This is a genomic window from Streptomyces sp. NPDC028907, assembly GCF_055564995.1.
On record NZ_JBVHVE010000003.1, the window covers coordinates 526230 to 543887 of the forward strand.

Here is a 17658-nt window from a genome sequence, read left to right on the forward strand (position 1 = left end):
CGTGGGATCAATCGTCCCGCCCGTGCGTCGAGCCCGTCACCAGGATGTCGATCTGTTCGCTCGCCGCGCTCACGCCGTTGAGCGTGGCCGTCGCCTGGAGGCGGCCCGTGCCCGGGGGGAGGGCGTGGCTGGGGAGGCACCACCAGACGCCGTTGGGGGCGGTGGTCGTCGCACAGATCTCCTCTTCGTGGGCGTCGCGGACCGTGACCTGGGCGCCGGGATAGGCCGTGCCCACCATCTTGGGCCGCTCGCCGATCGGCACGCCCGAGTGGGGGCGGGACAGGGTCGGCGCGGGCAGGCCGACCGTCACGGTGCAGGTGCCCTTCTGCCGTACGGTGCCGTGCGCGTCGCGCAGGACCAGGGCGCAGTCCGGGAGCCGGGTGCCGGGCTCGGCGTCCGCGGGGACCGACAGCACGAAGGGGTACCTGCGGTCCTTCCAGGCCGCCGGTGCCGACTCCTCCGGCTCCGTGGCCGCGGCGGGCGCCCCTTCGAAGGTGTACGCCGCCGTGCTCCCGCCCAGCGACACCGACCCCCGGTAGCCGAGCCCGGTGAACGGCGTCCCGGTCACGGTCGTCGTCGACGGTGCCGTCAGGGTCAGGACCGAGCCCGCGCCCAGGGGTGTCCCCGCGTAGCCGCCGACCTCGACGATGCCCTCCCGTCCGGGTTCGATGGTCGCGGCCGCCCACAGGTCGTCACCGCCGTAGGCCGTCCCCGGCGTGATCACCACGCCCGCGACGGCCAGCGAACCGAGGATCGTCGTCTTCCAGGACCTGCTCATCGTCGGCGGAGCTCCTCACACAGGTCGGCGGCACCCCTGCCCGCGATTCTCGCGGCCTCCCCGGCGAACGGCGCGCTCAGCTCGGCCGTACGGGCCCACGCCGCCCTGTGCACCACCCGTCCGGGCGTCGGCAGTCAGCCCGCTGCCGGCAGACCCCGGGTGACCCGGAAGCCGTGACCGCGGCAGTCCTGCGACAGGGCCTACGTCAGCCAGACCGTCGTGTCCGGGCCCAGCAGGCCGCCCGCCTCCAGCGGCGCGCTGGCGAGCAGCACCTCACCGGGCGGCAACTCCACCGCCGTACCGGACAGGTTGGCCACGCACCGCCAGCCCTCCGAGCGGGCGAAGTGCAGGACGCCGGGCGGGGTGTCCGGCGCCCAGTCCAGTTCCTCCCCCTCCAGCAGCTTGCGGCGCAGTCGCAGGGCCCTGCGGTAGAGCTCCAGGGTCGAACCCTCCACGCCGTCCTGGGCCTGCACCGCGTACGCCGCGAAACCCTCCGGCTGCGGCAGCCAGGACCCGCCCGCGCCGAACCCGTACGACGGCCCCGTCGTGGTCCACGGCAGCGGCACCCGGCAGCCGTCACGGCCCTTGCGGACGCGCCCCGTCTGTTCCCAGATCGGGTCCTGGAGGACCTCGAAGGGAAGGTCGGCGACCTCGGGCAGGCCGAGTTCCTCGCCCTGGTAGACGTACGACGAACCGGGCAGCGCCAGCATGAGGAGGGTCGCGGCGCGGGCGCGGCGCAGGCCGGCCGCCTCGTCGACGGCCGGTGCGTGGCCGCCGGACAGCAGCCAGGCGTTGTCGTCCGTGCCGGGCGGGAGCATCAGCCGGGAGGCGTGGCGTACGACGTCGTGGTTGGACAGCACCCAGGTCGCGGAGGCACCCGCCGCGCGGGCCGTGGCGAGCGAGTCGGCGATGACCTGCCTCAGCTCCTCGGCGTCCCAACCCGCTTGCAGGTACTCGAAGTTGAAGGCCTGGCCCAGTTCGTCGGGGCGGGCGTACAGGGCACGGCGGGCGGCCGGGGTCACCCAGGCCTCGGCGACGGCCATGCGGGGCGGGCGGTAGGCGTCGAGGATCTTGCGCCAGTCGCGGTAGATCTCGTGGACCTCGTCGCGGTCGTAGAAGGGGTGAGTGCCGGGCGGGAAGTCCGGGAGCGCCTCCTCGCGGCTGAGCTCCGGCGCGCCGAGGTCCCGTAGCGGCTCGCCGAGGTCCTTGGCGAGGGCGTGCGCGACATCGACGCGGAAGCCGTCCACGCCGCGGTCGGACCAGAACCGCAGGGTGGTGCGGAAGTCGGCGCGGACCTCGTCGTTCTCCCAGTTCAGGTCGGGTTGCTGGGGTGTGAACAGATGCAGGTACCACTCGCCGTCGGGAACCCGGCGCCAGGCGCTGCCGCCGAAGACGGACTGCCAGTCGGTGGGCGGGAGTTCGCCGTGCGCGCCGCGGCCGGGGCGGAAGACGTAGCGGTCGCGGGCGGCGGAGCCGGGGCCGGAGCGCAGCGCCTCCTGGAACCAGACGTGCTGGTGGGAGGTGTGGTTGGGGACCAGGTCGACGATCACCTTCAGGCCGAGCCGGTGGGCCTCGGCGACCAGGGCGTCGAAGTCGTCGAGCGTGCCCAGGCGCGGGTCGACACCGCGGTAGTCGGCCACGTCGTAGCCACCGTCGGCCAGTTCGGAGGGGTAGAAGGGGCTGAGCCACAGGGCGTCCACGCCGAGGGCGGCGAGGTGGTTGAGGCGCTGGGCGACACCCTTCAGGTCACCGAGCCCGTCGCCGTCGCCGTCGGCGAAGCTGCGGGGATAGACCTGGTAGATGACGGCCTGGCGCCACCAGTCGGGGCGGGTGGAGGAGAGGTCGGACACACGGGCTCCTCATGGCTCGGTACGGGCGACAGTGAGAACTCTGTCCACTTGGCCGGAAAAGCGAACCTCATGCCGAGCGGAGGAGATCATTCCTGGCGTGACGCAATTGTGATTGCCTCTTGAACTTCCGTTGTGTTGTCGCAGGTTGACAGCGTTCTGCGGCCGCCCGACGATGTGCTCACGCTGTGGCGCATGTGACCGATGTGACCAATGAGCCCAGCGAACCTTCTTCGACCACTCACCCCACGATGGGATACGCATGTCCATAGCGAGACGTGTCATCGCGCGACGCCTGTTGGGGACGGGCGCCGCGTCGCTCGCCCTCTGCGCGGCCACCGTCGCCTCCGCCTCCGGCGCCTGGGCCCATGGCGGGCCGGGCGGCGACGGCTGGAAGTCCGGTGGCACCTACCGGCCCGGTACCGGCGCCGGCACGGAGACGGCCACCGATCGCTGCCAGTTCTCGCTCGACGGCTCGAACTTCTACGACTCCGTCAAGGTCGACGACCAGAACCTGAAGGTCACGGACGACGGCAAGGTCCACATCAAGGTCCGCGCCGCCGCCGACGCCACGACCTGCACCGCCTCACTCGCCTCCTACCTCGCCCACGGCGCGACCTTCGCGACCTCCGGCGAGCAGGTCTTCGTCGACTTCGACACGGTCACGGTCAAGCCCGGCCAGACCGACTCCCTCGACATCGCCGTTCCGGACGCGGGCTGCTTCGCGCAGATCGACCTGTACCGGGGCGCGGTGAAGTTCGACGGCAAGCTCGACGCGGGTGACGGCTTCGAGCACGGTGACGTGCCCAAGGGCCCGGACCGCCCGGTCATCAAGGACAAGCTGATCGCGGCCTGGAACGGCGGCACGAAGGACTGCACGAGCGAGCCCCCGGCCACGGAGGAGCCTCCGACCACGCCGCCCGCCGAGCCTTCGGAGCCCGCGACCGAGGAGCCGTCGCCCCCCGCGGAGGAGACGACCCCGCCGGCCTCGCAGACCCCGTCCACCGAGACCCCGACCCCGGAGGCCTCCGAGTCGACGACGCCCCCGGCGCCGAAGCCCAACGGCGGCGACGACAACCTCGCCGAGACCGGCGGCAGCAGCGCCACCGGCCCGATCGCCCTCGGCGCTGTGGTGCTGGTGGCGGGCGGCGCGGCGTTCGTCGTGATGTCGAAGCGGCGGCGCGGTACGGCGCGTTCCTGATCAACGGCACCTGAAGGGGCCCGGGGTGTGATCACCCCGGGCCCCTGATGCGTGAGAGTGAGTCAGACGCGTTCCACCGTCGTCAGATACAGCTTCACGAACCGGTCGACGTCCACGTCCAGGGCCACGTCGACCAACTGCTGCTCACGCAGGCCCTCATGGATCTCGGACTCGCCGGGGCGGGGCCGCCGGTCGACGATGGTCTGGCCCCGTGTCGGCCCCGGGGCGAGGGAGACCTCGACGGGGAGGAGGCGGGTGGTGATGCCCGCCGGGTCCACGACCGTGCAGACCGCGCCCGCGTCGCCGATGCCGCCCGCCTCGGAGTCGGCGCCGACGTCCGGAGTGGCCGGACGGTGCGACAGCAGGTCACCGGCGAGACGAGTACCCGGTTCCGTGCTCGCCCGCAGCCGCCGTACGTCCGCCCCGGGAATCACGACCCGCTGGAAGACGTCCAGGCCGTACATGGTGATCGGCACCCCCGCCGTCAGCGCGATGGCGGCGGCCTCCGGGTCGTGCCACACGTTGAACTCCGCGACCGGCGTGGCGTTTCCGGTGGCCACCGCGCCGCCCATGAAGACGATCCGCTCGATGTTGCGGGTCACCTCGGGGTGCGTGCGCAGCAGCAGGGCGATGTTGGTCAGGGGCGCGGTCGGGATGAGGGTGACCGGGCGCGGGGACGCCAGGATCTCGCGGCGCAGCAGCGTCACCGCGTCCACGTCGGCCGGGGCGCGGGTGGGGGCGGGCAGGCCGATGTCGCCCATGCCGTCCTCGCCGTGCACATGCCGTGCCGAGCGCGCGGGCTCGATCAGCGGGCGTGCGGCGCCCCGGGCGACAGGGATGTCCGGGGCACCGGCCAGCTCCAGGACGGTCAGGGTGTTGCGTACGACGCCGTCCACGTCCGTGTTGCCCGCCACACAGGTGACGGCGCGCAGGTCGAGCCCCGGATGGCGTACGGCGAACAGCAACGCCAGGGCGTCGTCGACACCGGTGTCGCAGTCGATGACCACCGGGATGGGCTGCCCTTCGGCGTTCGTCACGGCAGGTCTCCTCGCACGGGTGCGGTGGCGGGTCTACGAAGCCGACCTTACGGTGTCGTACAGGTGGAGTGCGTCGCCGTATGGCGTCGCCGTGCGGCAGCGTGCGCGCGGCGTCATGCGGCGTCTCCGTCCCACAGCGCGAGGCCCCGGGCCGCGACGCGGGCGGCGATCCGGTCCACCAGTTCGGCCCCCGGCACGACACCGGGCCTGCGCCCGTCCCGCAGCCGTACGGCCACGAGGCCGCCGTCCCCCTCGGCCTCCCGCTCCCCGATGACCGCCTGGTACGGCACGAGGCGCGCCGCGCGGACCCGGGCGCCCAGGGTGCCCTGCTCGGGCCCGGCGATTTCGGCGCGCAGCCCCATTCGGCGGGCCAGGTGCAGCAGTTTCCCGGCCGCCCCGTTCTGCGCCTGCGCCACCGGCAGGATCACCAACTGGACGGGCGCGAGCCACGCCGGGAACGCGCCGCCGTGCACCTCGACCAGATGGGCGACGGCTCGTTCGACGCTGCCGATGACGCTGCGGTGGACCATGACCGGGCGGTGCTTCGCCCCGTCCGGGCCGATGTAGTGCAGGTCGAAGCGTTCGGGCTGGTGGAAGTCGATCTGCACGGTGGACAGAGTGGCCTCGCGGCCGGCCGGGTCGGCGATCTGGACGTCGATCTTCGGACCGTAGAACGCGGCCTCGCCCTCGGCGGCCTCGTACGGGATGCCCGAGGCGTCGAGGGTCTGCCGCAGCAGGCCGGTGGCGCGACGCCACAACCCGGGGTCGGCGACGTACTTCCCACCGCCCTCCCCGGGCAGCGAGAGCCGGTGGCGTACGGCCCTGATCCCCAGATCGGCGTAAGCCCGGCCGATGAGTTCCAGGGCGGCACGGGCCTCGTCCACCGCCTGCTCCAGAGTGCAGAACACATGCGCGTCGTTGAGCTGGATGGCCCGCACCCGGGTGAGCCCGCCGAGGACGCCGGACAGCTCGGAGCGGTACATGCCGCCCAACTCGGCGATACGGAGTGGCAGTTCCCGGTAGCTGCGGGCCCGGGAACGGTAGATCAGGGCGTGGTGGGGGCAGAGGCTCGGGCGCAGCACGACCTGCTCCGCGCCGAGCTCCATCGGCGGGAACATGTCGTCGCTGTAGTGCTCCCAGTGCCCGGAGATCTCGTACAGCTCGCGCTTGCCGAGCACCGGTGAGTACACATGCCGGTACCCGGCCTCCCGCTCCGCCTCGCGGATGTACTCCTCCAGGGTGTGCCGTACGACCGCCCCGTCGGGCAGCCAGTACGGCAGGCCCGCGCCGATCAGGGGGTCGGTGTCGAAGAGATCGAGCTCGCGGCCGAGGCGGCGGTGGTCGTGGTGCATGGCTGCTCCTCCGGATAAAATGAAAGGACGAGCACCACACGCCGAAGCCCCGGGGCACTCGCCCCGGGGCTTCGTTCTTCGCTCAGCTGTCAGCGCGGCGCCGGGACGGGGTCCGGCGTCGTCGTGGGAGACGGGGTGGCGGCGCGCTGCATGGGGCGACGGTAACAGGGGGGTTGGTGGATCGCGGGGTGATTTTTGCGGTTCCCGTCGGGCGTACCAGTCGTTCAGAGAGTCTCGCAAGGTTCGCATTCGAGCTCGCACCAGACCGTCTTGCCGATGCCACCCTCGCGGGGTGCCGCTCCCCACTCGTCCGCCAGCGCGGCCACCAGGGTTAGCCCCCGGCCCGACTCCTCGTCCAAAGCGGCCGGACAGGGTTCAGGGAGGGTGTCGTTCGCGTCCGCCACCGAGATACGAAGGCGGTTCGCCTCCAGGATGCAGCGAGCCCAGATCTCGCGGCCCGGGGAGACCCTCGCGTGGCGGTACGCGTTCGTCATCAGCTCGCTGAGGAGCAGTACCGCCGTCTCCGTCACGTCGTCAGGGAGCTTCCACGACGTGGCCTGTTCGCGGAAGAGGGTTCGGGCCCGGCCGACGCTTCGGGCGTGACGGGGCAGGCGCCACTCGATGTCCTGCGGGACGGCGGTGGGGGCCGGTTGAGGTGTGGGGCCTCCGGGCATGGGCATACGCGCGCCTTGCTTTCTTGCGTGTGGTTCTCCGTCATTCGGTCAGCTCAGGCTGTTGGGCGGCGCGTAGCCTCGCGAGTAGCGGCGTGGGTACACAGCGTGCTTGTACACGGTGTGTTGGCGGGAGGGAGGCGGGGCGTGGCGGCTTCCGGGGAGTCTCAGCAGGTGCAACAGAACTGGCGGTACTGCGGCGGGCAGATCAAGTTGTGGCGGGAGGAGGCCTCGGTCAGTCGGCAGGCGCTGGCGGAGGAGGCCGGTTACGACTACGAGTACGTCAAGTCGATGGAGTGCGGGAGGCGTCGGCCGACGCTGCGGTTGTTGCAGGTCGCGGATCAGATGTGCGGGGCGCGGGGGAAGTTGTTGGCCGGGCAGGAGTTTCTGAAGCCCGAGCCGTTCCCGGCGCGGTCCCAGGAGTACATGGCGATCGAGGCTGAGGCGATCACTGTGCAGTGGTACGAGCCGATGCTGATTCCAGGGCTGTTGCAGACCGGGGAGTACGCGCAGGAGCTGATCGGCAACGACTGCCCGCCTCTTGACGGGGAGACAGTGGCCGAGCGAGTTGCTGCGAGGCTCAGACGTCAGGAGAAGCTGACCAGTAAGCCGCTCGCGCTGTTCAGCTTCGTGCTTCACGAGGCCGCGCTGCGTGCTGTGGTCGGTAGTGAAGGCGTGATGCGGCGACAGCTTGAGCGACTCCTGGATGTGGGGCAGCAACGCAATGTCTCCATCCAAGTGCTGCCCTTCAAGAGTGCTCCAGCGGCAGCGCTCAGCGGTCCCATCGTGTTGGTGGAGACGGCTGATCACGAGCAGTACGCATTCGCCGACGGCCAGGAGACGGGTGCGCTGTACGGCAGTGGAGACAAACTCAGCACCCTCACGCAACGGCATGGCATGATCCGCATGCAGGCGCTTAGCGTTGAGGAGTCTGCCCGGTTCATCAGGAAGTTGGCGGAGGAGCTATGAGCGCCGAACTCACGTGGTTCAAGTCGAGCTACAGCGATTCGTCGGGCAGCGCTTGCCTCGAAGTCGCCTACACCTGGCGCAAGTCCAGCTACAGCGATGATCAGGGCGGCGAATGCCTCGAAGTCGCCGCCTGCCCCCACACCATCCACGTCCGCGACTCGAAGCTCGGCGCTCGCAGCCCCAAGTTCAGTGTCACCGCCGACACATGGACCGCCTTCGTCACGTACGCGAACGACACCGCAGCCTGAGCCTCGGGCGTCGAACCCCGAAATTCGAGCCCCTTTTGCAAGGAATGGGGGGGAAGAACAGAACCCACCCTCCCGCCCTCCCCGTGCTGCGACGGGTGCCAACTCCCGCGTATACCAGCACACATGACTTTTCGTGACCGGCTTGCGACACGACGTCACGACCCTCTAGCGTTCGCGGCAACAAACAACCCCGGTCGGGTGTTAGCAGCACCCGCCGGGGTCTCACCCCAAGATCGGTAAGGACGATCTCGTGGCTTACGAAAACTCTAACGCTCCCCTGCCCGCACCCGCAGCTCATCCCATGGCCAAGCCCGGCTACGGCAAACGCTCCGCCCCGGACCAAGCGCCGCCCCGGGCCGACGACTTCGCCCACCTCCCGCCCCGTGAGGCGTACCTCGCCGGATTCCTCGACCGGCTCAGCGACAACGCGGCCATGGACGCCAAGACCATCGCCAAGGCACAGCCCCTCTACGGCCAGCAAGCCGTTCGCAGCGCACTCAACGAACTCAGCAGGCACGGCCACCTACGCCGAGTACGCCGACGTGCCCAGCCCGGTGAGACCGGCGCCGACAACGCCACCCGCTGGGTGTTCCACACCTACTGGTCGCGTACCGCACGTTCCAGCGAGTGGTGGGCCCGGTACCTCGCCGGTGACGTGCCGGCCGACACGCGGGCGGACTGCGCACCCGAGGGCGCCTCCGTCGACGTGGGCGACGAACGCGACGTACAGCCGCGGACCGCTCCCGACGACGTACCCCCGCAGGCCGAGACCGAGCCGCCCAACCCTCCTGCGCGCCCCCACCCCACCCCCGCTTACACCGCCCTCGCCCGGCTCGGCCTCCACGACCCCCGCCTGCCCCTCTCCGCCGCCGACTGCGAGGCCCTGCAAGCCCTCGCCGAGGAGTGGTTCGCCCGGGGCGCGACCCCGGCTCACCTGACGCGGAGCCTCGTCGCCGGGCTCCCCGAGCAGGTCCACTCGCCCCGCGCCTTCGTCCAGCGGCGCCTCCGCGACAAGATGCCGCCGGAGCGGCCCGCGGCGCCCACAGAACCCGCGTCGCCCGGACCCCGCCGCCTCATGGAGTGCACCGACTGCGGAGTACCGGGCCGCCCGGAAGCCCTGCCAGGGGGCCTGTGCCGGGGGTGCCGGGACAACGGGCACGGGGCCCGAGGGGGCGAGGGGAGGGCCGTAGCGCCCGTAAGGCACCTGTCTCCGCCCACCCGTCCCGCAGCAAACCCCGACACCGTGCGCGCCCTCGCGGAGCAGCTTCGGGGCGCCGTACGCACCTATCGGAGGAACCTGACCCATGTCCCGGCCTGAAGTGCGGCTTCCCGTGCCTCTCCCGCCCCGCCTGGCGCAGAACACAGCAGTTCGCGGTGCCTTGGCCTCCCGCTCCCGGGTCAGCGGCGCGGCTAGCATGGACCTCACCAGCAGACCGCCGGGTTCGCGTCGCGCGGGCCGGGCGTACGGTGATCGCTCCGAAGGGGACGGCGGCATGACCGAGCAGGCCATCTACCGGCACTTGCGCGAGCTGCGCGAGCACTTCACCCCGCCGCCCGGCTTCACGTACCCGGAGATCAGCGAAGGCACACTGGTCATGATGATGAGCCCACGCCCGCGTCACCAGGTCACGGCCTCCGACGTACGTGACCAACTGGTGTCGCAGCTGCCGAAGGGAATGGGTGCCTTCGAAGCCACCGACACCGACGACGACTCCCTCGGCAAGCTGCGGGTCCCGGACATCATCGTCACCGCCCGCGAGGCGATGCTGACCGATGATCCACTGGACCCGCGCGAGATCCTCCTGGCCATCGAGATCGTCTCGCCGTCCAACCCGAGCAACGACTACGAGACCAAGAGCCGCGACTACCCCGCGATGGGCATCCCGCACTACCTGATCCTCGACCCCCGTGACGGCACCTGGACCTACCAGTGGGCCATCGACACGTGTGGCGGAAGGCCGGGCTACGGCAACCGGCTCCACAAGCAGCCGTACGGAACCCCGCTGGCCGTCAGCACCGAGCTGGGCACCTGGAAACTCGACACGAGCGAGCTGCCGCTCTACACGCGTAAAGACATGATGCTGGGCCCGGACCCCAGCTGAACGCCCAGCCCCGGCGCGAATCCCCCCGTCACCCGGACGGCCCGGCGCGCTGGTGGTCGCCCCTGTGGGGTGGTGCCTTAAGAACACGTACCCGATCTTGAGCGCACGCCGACCCCAGCCCAGGAGGCCCCGCGATGCCCCGTCCCCCGGCCCGCGCCGCCCTCGCCGTGACCCTCTCCGCGACCGCCCTGCTGACCGCGTCCGCCTGCGACACCATCGCCGGCCTGGGCAGACCGGCGTCGGCCACCCGCGGTCATGCCGCCGCCTCCGCCTCCGCCGCCAACCCCACCGCCCCGGCGACCCCCGCGGCCGCCCCCACCCTCACCGAGGCACAGGCCCAGGCCGCGCTGATCAGCGGGGCGGACCTGGGCGAGCCCTGGGTCGCCACCGACGGCTTCGCGACCTGGCGGGAGTCCATGCTGAAGGCGAGCACCGAGTCGGCCGACGCGGAGTGCGGCAAGTTGCTCGACGCGCTGTACGCCGAGGAACTCCTCGGTCCCGACGCCACGACGCGCGCGTCGACCGGCCTGGACGACCTGTACGACGAGGCCCAGCTGCGCTACCAGGTCGTGGCCCACCGGCCCGACGCCGTGGACGGAACGCTGGCCTGGCTCGACAGCATGCCGCGCGAGTGCGCCGAGTTCACGGCGACCGCGGGCGGCGGAGAGATGACCGTCGAGGTCACCGGCGCCGAGATGCCGGAGGTCGGCGACGCCCGGCAGGGTCTGCGGCTCGTGCTGCGCGCCGTCTCCGAGTACGACGACGCCCCCGTCCTCACCCTCCATGTCGCCGTCGTCCGCGTGGGCGACGACGCCATCGTCCTCACCAACGGCGGCCTCGGCGAGGTACCGGCCGACGCCACCTGGGCGGCAGTCGAACTGGGCGCCCACCGCCTCACCGAGGTGCGGAAGCGGGGCCGGGCGGAGATCTGACCGAGCCCAGGGCCTGGACGCGTCTGTTTGCTTCGGGGCGCTTGGCCGTTGTCCGTCCAGACCCTGGTGCGCGGTATCACGAAGATGAGGTTGACTCTCACACTGTGTCAGCCAGTGGAATGGCCGATGTCATGTTCAGCATTGGAGCATTCGCCAAGTACGGCGGCGTATCGGTGCGCATGCTGCGCCACTACGACGCCGTGGGGTTGTTGCGCCCTGCCCACGTCGACCCGCACACCGGCTACCGGTTCTACGAAGCCGACCAACTGGCCCGGCTCAACCGTGTGATCGCGCTCAAGGAGCTTGGCCTCACCCTGGATCAGGTGCGCGCCATCCTCGACGGTGAACTGGCGGCGGGTGAGTTGCGCGGGATGCTGCGGTTGCGCCGGGCGGAGCTGGAGTCGGCCATGGCGGCCGACGCGGCGCGGATGGCGCAGGTCGAGGCGAGGCTTCGGATGATCGAGAGTGAGGGACAGATGTCGTCCGACGACGTGGTGATCAAACGGATCCCGGCGATGCGTGTGGCAGAGCTGACGGCCGTTGTGGAGAGCTTCGAGCCGCAACTCATCACCCCGGTGATCACCTCGCTCTACGAGGAGTTGTGGAGCCGGATGCAGGCCGCCGGGCTCGGGGCGAGCGGTGCGGCTGTCGCGTACTACGAGAACCCCGAGGGGCCGGTGACCGTGCACGCGTCCATCCCCGTCGACTCTGAGCCGGCCCTGGGGCACGGCTTCTCCGTGGTGGATCTACCGGAGGTGGAGGCCGCGACACTGGTGCACAAAGGGCCGGCAGAGCAGGTCATCCCCAGTGTGCAGGCGCTTGCCCGCTGGATCGACACCAATGGCTATACGTCGATGGGCCCCGCCCGTGAAGTCACTCTCTCGTGCCCGCACTGCGGCAACCACGCGGTGACCGAGTTGCAAGAGCCGGTCGCCCGCCGCTGAATCCCCTCGCGGCCCGGAGCCCGGGCCTGGGGTCCCGGGCGGTCTGACCGGGCCCTAACCCAGGCGGTCCACCGCGTCCTTGGCCTCCTTCAGGCCCGCCCCGGTGATCTCCCGGTACACCTTGATGGCCTGGATCTTCTTGTCGGTCCGCACGAGCGACAGGACCTCGCCCATCCGGGGGTCCTCGCCGTCCAGCCCCAAGTGGTCGAGAACAAGGTCGAGTTTGCGCTCGACGCGGGCAACTCGCTGATCCGCCTGGGAAATCCTGCTCTGGATGGTCATGATCCCCCAGAAGGCGGCGAGCACGAGAAAGAGAACCGCTATATCCATGGTCGGCGATCCTACGTGCCGCTAACCGCCGCTAGTCCACGTCGAACCGCAGCCGAAGCTCCACCACGTCCCGCGCCACGTCCACCGCCGTACGCGCCTGCGCGAACGCGTGGGCCCGCAGCCGTGCCAGCGCCTCGGCCGTGCCGACGCCGAGCTGGGCCATGATCATGCCGGTGGCCTGGTAGACCTGATCCTGGTCGGTGGCGAGGCCGCTCAGCCACCGTTCGTCCCCCGGGCCGCCCGCCTCCTCCATCCGCGGCAGCGCCATCAGCGCCACGGTCATCATCCCGGCCACCACCCGCGCCGTCCGCAGGTCCCGCTCGCTGAGGTCGCCGGGGGTGTCGCGATAGAGGTCGAGCGTGCCCACGCACACCGTGTCGTTGCCCAGCGGCATCGAGTACACCGCCCGTACCCCGACGGCCGTGGCCTGCTGGGCGAAGACCGGCCAGCGCAGAACGTCCTGCCCCGCCGTCAGATCGCAGGCCAGCACCGGGGCCCCGCTCTGAGCCGCGGACTGGCAGGGCCCGTCGCCCAGGGTGGCCTGGATCTCGGTCACATACGCGGCCTGGGCACTGCTCGCGCCCAGTTGTACGGGCATGCCGTCGCTGTGCAGCGACACGCTCGCGCCGGTCACGGGCAGCAGCTCCACGGCGACATCGCACAGCCGCGCAGGGATCTCGCCGGGTCCGACCCCGCGTACGCCATCGGCGATGGCGTCGGCGGCACCGGCCCGCTCTCGTCCCCGCTCGTCACGATGATCGTCTCTGGGCCGCACGGCAGCCTCCTCATCAACGAGAGCGGCCTGCTGGGTCCAGGTCAGGGGCAAGGGTGTCGGGGCCCTGGCCTGTGCCCTTCGGATGGCCTTCCACCGTCCACCCGGACGACGCCCGACTACCCGTGAGCCGCGCCTCAAAACCCCGGGCGACCACCACGCCGCCATCCCTAGCGGCGCGCCTCGTAAGGGTTCGCCGGCTGCGCGATCCGCCGTACCCCCGTGGCGTCCAGCACCGGCGGCCAGGCCTCGTCCGTGCCCAGCTTGCCCTTGGGATGCCAGGTGCCCGTGACGGTGACCCAGGCGTCGACGGGCGGTGCGTCGGCGTCCGCGTCGCGGATCTCGACCTTGCCGGTGGTGGCGTCGGCGGCGCAGCAGGCGACGAGGAGGCGGGTGACGTACCAGGTACCGTCGGCGTCGCGGGTGACGAAGCCGGTCAGCCGGACCGTACGTCCCGACAGCGACCGTCCGCTGTCGTAGATCGCCCGCGAACCGAACTCCGCCAGCGTGAGTTCCACCGGGTTCCCGGCCGGCAGCGCGGGGAAGTGCCCGACCCCCTGCGCGGCGCGTTCGGCGGCCTCGCGTTCGGCGCTGTAGGAACCGAGGGCGGGGGGCGGGAAGAGGAGGAGGGCCAGGGCGGGGAGGGTGAGGAGCCAGGCGATACGGGGGGTGTGGCCGTGGTCGTGGCCGTGTTGCTGTCCGTGGTCGTGGCTGTGACCTTGCTCGTCGTCCCGCCCGTTCTCGTCGTCGGCGTCCGTCCGCCGTTCCCGGCTCCGTACGACCGCCGCCACCACCCCCAGCCCGACCAGCAGGAACCCGGACACCACCAGATACGGCCGCAGCGCCGACTGCACATAGCGCAGGTACAGCTCGCTGAAGAGCGAGATCCGCAGGATCGCCGCGCCCGTCAGGAGCAGCAGTACCGCCGGTCCATAGCGCCTCACAGCAGCCACCACCCCACGAGCACGCTGCTCAGTACCGCGACGACCCAGGTCACGGACGAGAAGCGCAGGGCGAAGGACCGGCCGAACGTGCCCGCCTGGAGGGCGATCAGCTTCAAATCCACCATCGGGCCGACCACCATGAACGCCAGGCGGGCGGTCGGTGAGAAGCCGCTCAGGGAGGCGGCGACGAACGCGTCCGCCTCGCTGCACACGCACAGGACCACCGCGAGGAGGGCCAGGAGAAGTACCGACATCCAAGGGGAGCCGGTGAAGAGGTCCAGGACCGAGCGCGGGACCGCGATGTTGAAGGTCGCCGCGGCCGCGGCGCCGAGGACGAGGAAGCCGCCGGCGTGCAGGAAGTCGTGCTGGAGGCCCGCGGTGAAGGCGCGTAGGCCGGTGGCGGTCGGGTCGGCGTGCCGTTTGGGTGGGCGCAGCCACTCGTCGCGGCCGAAGCGGGCCCACAGCCAGCCCATCACCACGGCCGTGGCCAGTGAGGCGACGAGCCGGGCGAGGACCATCTCGGGCTGCCCGGGGAAGGCGACGGACGTGGCGACCAGGACGACCGGGTTGATGGCGGGGGCGGAGAGGAGGAAGGCGAGGGCGGCCGCGGGGGCGACGCCGCGCCGCATCAGGCTTCCGGCGACCGGCACGGACGCGCACTCGCACCCGGGCAGGACGACGCCGGCCGCTCCGGCGACGGGTACGGCGAGCGCCTGGTTGCGGGGCAGCAGGCGGCTGAAGACCTTTTCCGGTACGAAGGCCCCGATCGCCGCCGAGACGACGGTGCCGAGCAGCAGGAAGGGCACGCCCTGCACCGCGATGGCCGTGAAGACGGTCCACCAGGCGGCGACGGGCGGGGTGTAGAGGTCGAGCGCGAGCATCGGCCCGAGGACCGAGGCGACCGTGGCGATGGCGAGGAGTGCGGTGCCGCCGAGGACGGCGTACACGAGCGCGCGTACGGCGACGCGCAGCCCGTCGACCACGGTCCGCTGGTTCTGCACGCGCCTGTCCCCACCTGTCCGAACCCGTTCGAATGCCTCCGCGCAGGCTAACCGGTGGGAACTGTGCGCGGCCTTGGGTTTCCCGGAGAAGGGGCTGTGGGCTGGAGGAAGGCTGCCCCTGGGGCGCGGCCTCGCGCCCCTACAGCGGCGGCTGTGCGGGGGCCGGGCCCAGGGTCGTGGTGCCCGGGGCCGTGCGGTGGCCCAGCCCCGTGCGGTAGGCGTCCAGGGCCGCCTCCACCCGGCCGGTGCGGCGCAGGAGGTCGCCGAGCAGGCGGCACAGGTCGGCCAGGTCGCCCGCGGCGCCCGCGCGTTCCAGGAGGCTGAGGGCGCGGACGTAGTGCTCCTCGGCGGTCTCGGTGTCGCGGGTGTCCTCGGCGATGATGCCGAGGAGACGGTGGGCGGCGGCGGCGTGGAGGGCGCCGCGTTCGGGGCCGAGAGCCTGTCCGGGCGTCGCGGCGCAGGCGGGGGTTTGCGGACAGGCTCTCGGGTCGCTGAGGACCTCGTGGAGGAGGGCTGCGGCCTCGTCGGACTTGCCGCGCCGGTGCAGTACGTCGGCGAGTTCGACGGCGACCTGGCTGGTGTAGAGGGCGGCGCGCTTGGCGGTGAGCATGGCGCGGGCCTCGCGCAGTTCCGTCTCGGCGCTCGCGAGGTCGCCGTTCTGGGCGTGGACGTAGCCGCGCATCCAGTGGCAGTTGGCGAGTTCGGTACGGATCTGGAGCTGCCGGTAGAGCTCGGCGGCCTTGGCGAGGGAGGCGTCGGCCTCGGCGACGCGGCCCTCGGCGAGCAGGGTGCGGGCGACGGAGCGGTGCATCCGGGCGACCAGGGCCGGGTCGGCCGCCTGCGGGGCGAGCGCGAGGGCGTACTCGGCGGCCTGGGCGGCGCGGGCGTGGGCGCCCATGTCCATGTAGGGGCCGATGACGCTGGCGTAGAGCAGGAGCAGGGCGTCGGGGTCGTGCAGTCCGCCCCGGTTGAGTTCGTCGAGGGTGGACTCCAACAGATAGACGGCGTAACGGAGTTCACCGGCGAGGTAGTGGGAGACCGCTCTGCCGCGCAGGGCCGGGACGCGGGCGGGGAGCGGGGCGTCGGCTTCGGCGAGGACCTGCTCGGCCTGCTCGAAGTGGCGCCGGGCGGAGTCGAGTTCGCCTAGGTCGATGGCACACTCGCCGAGCCCGAGCAGCGCCGCCGCCCGCTGCTCGGCGAACCCGTGCCCTTCCGCCTCCGCGAGCAGCGCGGTGTACTGCTCGGCCGCCGCCTCGGCGTCGCCGGTGGCCAGGGCGCGGTGGGCCTCGGTCAGTCGCAGCCGCAGGTCGGTGACGAGGTGCGCGGGGCGGCCGGTGGCGAGTTCCTCGAAGGCGACCCCGAGCCGGCCGGCGATGTGCCGGAGTGCCTCGTCGGAGGCGCGGACGCGGCCCGCCTCCAGGGTGGAGATGTAGGCGGGGGTGTACGCAGGCTCCGCCAACTGCTTCTGCGTCAGCCCCCGGTCTGCCCGCAACTGCTGAACTCTTCGCCCGATGGTCCCCGGGTCGTCACGGTCCGGCATCGCCCAACTCCCCCTGTGCCTCTTGCCGTTCGCGTCCGACAGCGCCTAGGTTAAACGGCGTATTAAACGTGGTTAACACAACGCTGTTGCGAGGTCGCCGTGCAGGAACGCACCAGCACCACCGAGCGCTACACCCGAGGGTTCGCCGCGGCGGTGGTCGCCGTGGCGACGTTGATCCTGGCGGCGAACGCGGGGCCGACGCGCGCGGCGGTGCCGGATTCTGACCAGCGACCGGCTCAGCATGGCATCTCACAGCCGGAGCGTGGCTGAAAGTCGCACAAGCCGGCCCCGGCAGGACACTCAGCGTGTCCCCACCGGGGCCTGCGGACGCGACGGACGCGTCAGAGCTGGAACTCCACGGGGTTCAGGCCCAGGGCCACGCAGGCCTCTCGGAGGACCGCCTGCTCGGCCTGGGAGAAGTGGCCGTCGGCGCCGGCGATGACGATGCCGGTCTGGACGACCGCGCGGGCCTCGGTGGGCTTCTTCGCGGCCTTGGCGATCTCCTGCATGGCCTCGGTCTTCCCTTGCGGGAAGTTGCGGGTGAGCTGGTCCACATGCCGGTTGAAACGCTGACGCAGCTGGTCCGGCGGGAAGTTCTGCAGCACGTCGTTGCTGAGGATCATCGACTCCATCTGCTGGCGCTCGGCCGCGTCCACATGGCCGTCCGCCGCCGCGACCAGGGCGCACATCGCCATGCTGGCGTCCCGGTACGCGCCGCTCTTCAGCTCGGTCTTCAGGGAGCCGAGCTGGGTCTTCAGCAGACCCACCAGCTGGGCCTTGGAACCGCCCCGCGAGCTGCCGTGCGAACTTCCTTGCGAACCGCCGGCCGCCGCGCCGCCGTGGCTGCCGTGACCGCCATGGCCACCGGCCGCGCCGTGGCCGCCGCCCTGGACCTGCTGCTGGAGTTGCTTGGCCTGGTCCTTGAGCCGGTCGAACAGTGCCATTGACGTCACCTCGGTATTCGTCGGGTCATGCACGCTCACTCGATCA

At 71.5% G+C, this 17658-nt stretch carries 19 protein-coding genes; 8 read left to right on the top strand and 11 right to left on the bottom strand.

The window, feature by feature from the left end:
* Positions 1 to 7 precede the first annotated feature (7 nt).
* A complete protein-coding gene (locus ACZ4UU_RS11510) occupies positions 8 to 778 on the bottom strand; it encodes a carboxypeptidase regulatory-like domain-containing protein (protein WP_468038764.1) in 771 nt (256 codons plus the stop codon).
* A 200-nt stretch (positions 779 to 978) separates the two neighbouring features.
* On the bottom strand, positions 979 to 2628 hold the full coding sequence (locus tag ACZ4UU_RS11515; RefSeq protein WP_468038766.1) for a glycoside hydrolase family 13 protein: 1650 nt from the start codon (positions 2626 to 2628) through the stop codon (positions 979 to 981).
* A gap of 259 nt (positions 2629 to 2887) precedes the next feature.
* Here ACZ4UU_RS11515 and ACZ4UU_RS11520 point away from each other — a divergent pair, with 259 nt between their 5' ends.
* On the top strand, positions 2888 to 3826 hold the full coding sequence (locus ACZ4UU_RS11520) for an LAETG motif-containing sortase-dependent surface protein (RefSeq protein ID WP_468038768.1): 939 nt from the start codon (positions 2888 to 2890) through the stop codon (positions 3824 to 3826).
* A gap of 62 nt (positions 3827 to 3888) precedes the next feature.
* On the opposite strand, the gene ACZ4UU_RS11525 is transcribed toward ACZ4UU_RS11520, so the two are convergent.
* The 3 genes from ACZ4UU_RS11525 to ACZ4UU_RS11535 form a co-directional block, all read right to left on the bottom strand.
* Positions 3889 to 4863, bottom strand: coding sequence for a nucleoside hydrolase (locus ACZ4UU_RS11525; RefSeq protein WP_468038770.1), 975 nt, complete (start codon positions 4861 to 4863; stop codon positions 3889 to 3891).
* A 113-nt stretch (positions 4864 to 4976) separates the two neighbouring features.
* The gene (thrS, locus tag ACZ4UU_RS11530; protein ID WP_468038772.1) at positions 4977 to 6215 is read right to left on the bottom strand and encodes a threonine--tRNA ligase; all 1239 of its coding nucleotides are present in this window, start codon (positions 6213 to 6215) and stop codon (positions 4977 to 4979) included.
* A gap of 224 nt (positions 6216 to 6439) precedes the next feature.
* The gene (locus ACZ4UU_RS11535) at positions 6440 to 6895 is read right to left on the bottom strand and encodes an ATP-binding protein (RefSeq protein ID WP_468038774.1); all 456 of its coding nucleotides are present in this window, start codon (positions 6893 to 6895) and stop codon (positions 6440 to 6442) included.
* A 138-nt stretch (positions 6896 to 7033) separates the two neighbouring features.
* On the opposite strand from ACZ4UU_RS11535, the gene ACZ4UU_RS11540 reads away from it, so the two are divergent.
* The 6 genes from ACZ4UU_RS11540 (at position 7034) to ACZ4UU_RS11565 (ending at position 12081) form a co-directional block, all read left to right on the top strand.
* A complete protein-coding gene (locus ACZ4UU_RS11540; protein ID WP_468038776.1) occupies positions 7034 to 7855 on the top strand; it encodes a helix-turn-helix domain-containing protein in 822 nt (273 codons plus the stop codon).
* A complete protein-coding gene (locus ACZ4UU_RS11545) occupies positions 7852 to 8103 on the top strand; it encodes a DUF397 domain-containing protein (RefSeq protein WP_468038778.1) in 252 nt (83 codons plus the stop codon). Before ACZ4UU_RS11540 ends, ACZ4UU_RS11545 begins: the two co-directional genes overlap by 4 nt.
* A gap of 301 nt (positions 8104 to 8404) precedes the next feature.
* Positions 8405 to 9421: a hypothetical protein gene (locus tag ACZ4UU_RS11550; RefSeq protein ID WP_468038780.1), complete on the top strand. Its 1017-nt coding sequence runs from the start codon at positions 8405 to 8407 to the stop codon at positions 9419 to 9421.
* A 175-nt stretch (positions 9422 to 9596) separates the two neighbouring features.
* Positions 9597 to 10205 carry a Uma2 family endonuclease gene (locus tag ACZ4UU_RS11555; protein WP_468038782.1) on the top strand — a complete coding sequence of 203 codons (609 nt, stop codon included), beginning with the start codon at positions 9597 to 9599 and terminating at the stop codon, positions 10203 to 10205.
* 134 nt (positions 10206 to 10339) lie between these two features.
* Entirely contained in the window at positions 10340 to 11137 is a 798-nt protein-coding gene (locus ACZ4UU_RS11560; protein WP_468038784.1) for a hypothetical protein, read from the top strand.
* 131 nt (positions 11138 to 11268) lie between these two features.
* Positions 11269 to 12081, top strand: a complete 813-nt coding sequence (locus ACZ4UU_RS11565) for a MerR family transcriptional regulator (RefSeq protein ID WP_468039201.1) — start codon at positions 11269 to 11271, stop codon at positions 12079 to 12081.
* A gap of 54 nt (positions 12082 to 12135) precedes the next feature.
* Here ACZ4UU_RS11565 and ACZ4UU_RS11570 read toward each other — a convergent pair whose 3' ends face one another.
* From ACZ4UU_RS11570 to ACZ4UU_RS11590, 5 genes are all read right to left on the bottom strand, one after another.
* On the bottom strand, positions 12136 to 12411 hold the full coding sequence (locus tag ACZ4UU_RS11570) for a ribosomal protein L7/L12 (RefSeq protein WP_468038786.1): 276 nt from the start codon (positions 12409 to 12411) through the stop codon (positions 12136 to 12138).
* Positions 12412 to 12442: 31 nt separating this feature from the next.
* The gene (locus ACZ4UU_RS11575) at positions 12443 to 13186 is read right to left on the bottom strand and encodes a GAF and ANTAR domain-containing protein (protein WP_468038788.1); all 744 of its coding nucleotides are present in this window, start codon (positions 13184 to 13186) and stop codon (positions 12443 to 12445) included.
* 167 nt (positions 13187 to 13353) lie between these two features.
* Positions 13354 to 14127 carry a TIGR03943 family putative permease subunit gene (locus ACZ4UU_RS11580; protein ID WP_468038789.1) on the bottom strand — a complete coding sequence of 258 codons (774 nt, stop codon included), beginning with the start codon at positions 14125 to 14127 and terminating at the stop codon, positions 13354 to 13356.
* Positions 14124 to 15128 carry a permease gene (locus ACZ4UU_RS11585; protein ID WP_468038791.1) on the bottom strand — a complete coding sequence of 335 codons (1005 nt, stop codon included), beginning with the start codon at positions 15126 to 15128 and terminating at the stop codon, positions 14124 to 14126. The genes ACZ4UU_RS11580 and ACZ4UU_RS11585 overlap by 4 nt, the downstream gene beginning before the upstream one ends.
* Before the next feature lie 139 nt (positions 15129 to 15267).
* The gene (locus ACZ4UU_RS11590; protein WP_468038793.1) at positions 15268 to 16668 is read right to left on the bottom strand and encodes a tetratricopeptide repeat protein; all 1401 of its coding nucleotides are present in this window, start codon (positions 16666 to 16668) and stop codon (positions 15268 to 15270) included.
* A gap of 99 nt (positions 16669 to 16767) precedes the next feature.
* Here ACZ4UU_RS11590 and ACZ4UU_RS11595 point away from each other — a divergent pair, with 99 nt between their 5' ends.
* The gene (locus ACZ4UU_RS11595) at positions 16768 to 16938 is read left to right on the top strand and encodes a hypothetical protein (RefSeq protein ID WP_468038795.1); all 171 of its coding nucleotides are present in this window, start codon (positions 16768 to 16770) and stop codon (positions 16936 to 16938) included.
* 71 nt (positions 16939 to 17009) lie between these two features.
* Here ACZ4UU_RS11595 and ACZ4UU_RS11600 read toward each other — a convergent pair whose 3' ends face one another.
* The gene (locus tag ACZ4UU_RS11600) at positions 17010 to 17612 is read right to left on the bottom strand and encodes a tellurite resistance TerB family protein (RefSeq protein ID WP_468038797.1); all 603 of its coding nucleotides are present in this window, start codon (positions 17610 to 17612) and stop codon (positions 17010 to 17012) included.
* Positions 17613 to 17658 lie beyond the last annotated feature (46 nt).

Bases quoted from the DNA above. Each gene is read 5' to 3' on its own strand.
- ACZ4UU_RS11600 (WP_468038797.1), bottom strand. From the start codon at position 17,612: ATGGCACTGTTCGACCGGCTCAAGGACCAGGCCAAGCAACTCCAGCAG.
- thrS (WP_468038772.1), bottom strand. From the start codon at position 6,215: ATGCACCACGACCACCGCCGCCTCGGCCGCGAGCTCGATCTCTTCGAC.
- ACZ4UU_RS11555 (WP_468038782.1), top strand. From the start codon at position 9,597: ATGACCGAGCAGGCCATCTACCGGCACTTGCGCGAGCTGCGCGAGCAC.
- ACZ4UU_RS11565 (WP_468039201.1), top strand. From the start codon at position 11,269: ATGTTCAGCATTGGAGCATTCGCCAAGTACGGCGGCGTATCGGTGCGC.
- ACZ4UU_RS11510 (WP_468038764.1), bottom strand. From the start codon at position 778: ATGAGCAGGTCCTGGAAGACGACGATCCTCGGTTCGCTGGCCGTCGCG.
- ACZ4UU_RS11545 (WP_468038778.1), top strand. From the start codon at position 7,852: ATGAGCGCCGAACTCACGTGGTTCAAGTCGAGCTACAGCGATTCGTCG.
- ACZ4UU_RS11535 (WP_468038774.1), bottom strand. From the start codon at position 6,895: ATGCCCATGCCCGGAGGCCCCACACCTCAACCGGCCCCCACCGCCGTC.
- ACZ4UU_RS11560 (WP_468038784.1), top strand. From the start codon at position 10,340: ATGCCCCGTCCCCCGGCCCGCGCCGCCCTCGCCGTGACCCTCTCCGCG.
- ACZ4UU_RS11520 (WP_468038768.1), top strand. From the start codon at position 2,888: ATGTCCATAGCGAGACGTGTCATCGCGCGACGCCTGTTGGGGACGGGC.
- ACZ4UU_RS11550 (WP_468038780.1), top strand. From the start codon at position 8,405: ATGGCCAAGCCCGGCTACGGCAAACGCTCCGCCCCGGACCAAGCGCCG.
- ACZ4UU_RS11570 (WP_468038786.1), bottom strand. From the start codon at position 12,411: ATGGATATAGCGGTTCTCTTTCTCGTGCTCGCCGCCTTCTGGGGGATC.
- ACZ4UU_RS11590 (WP_468038793.1), bottom strand. From the start codon at position 16,668: ATGCCGGACCGTGACGACCCGGGGACCATCGGGCGAAGAGTTCAGCAG.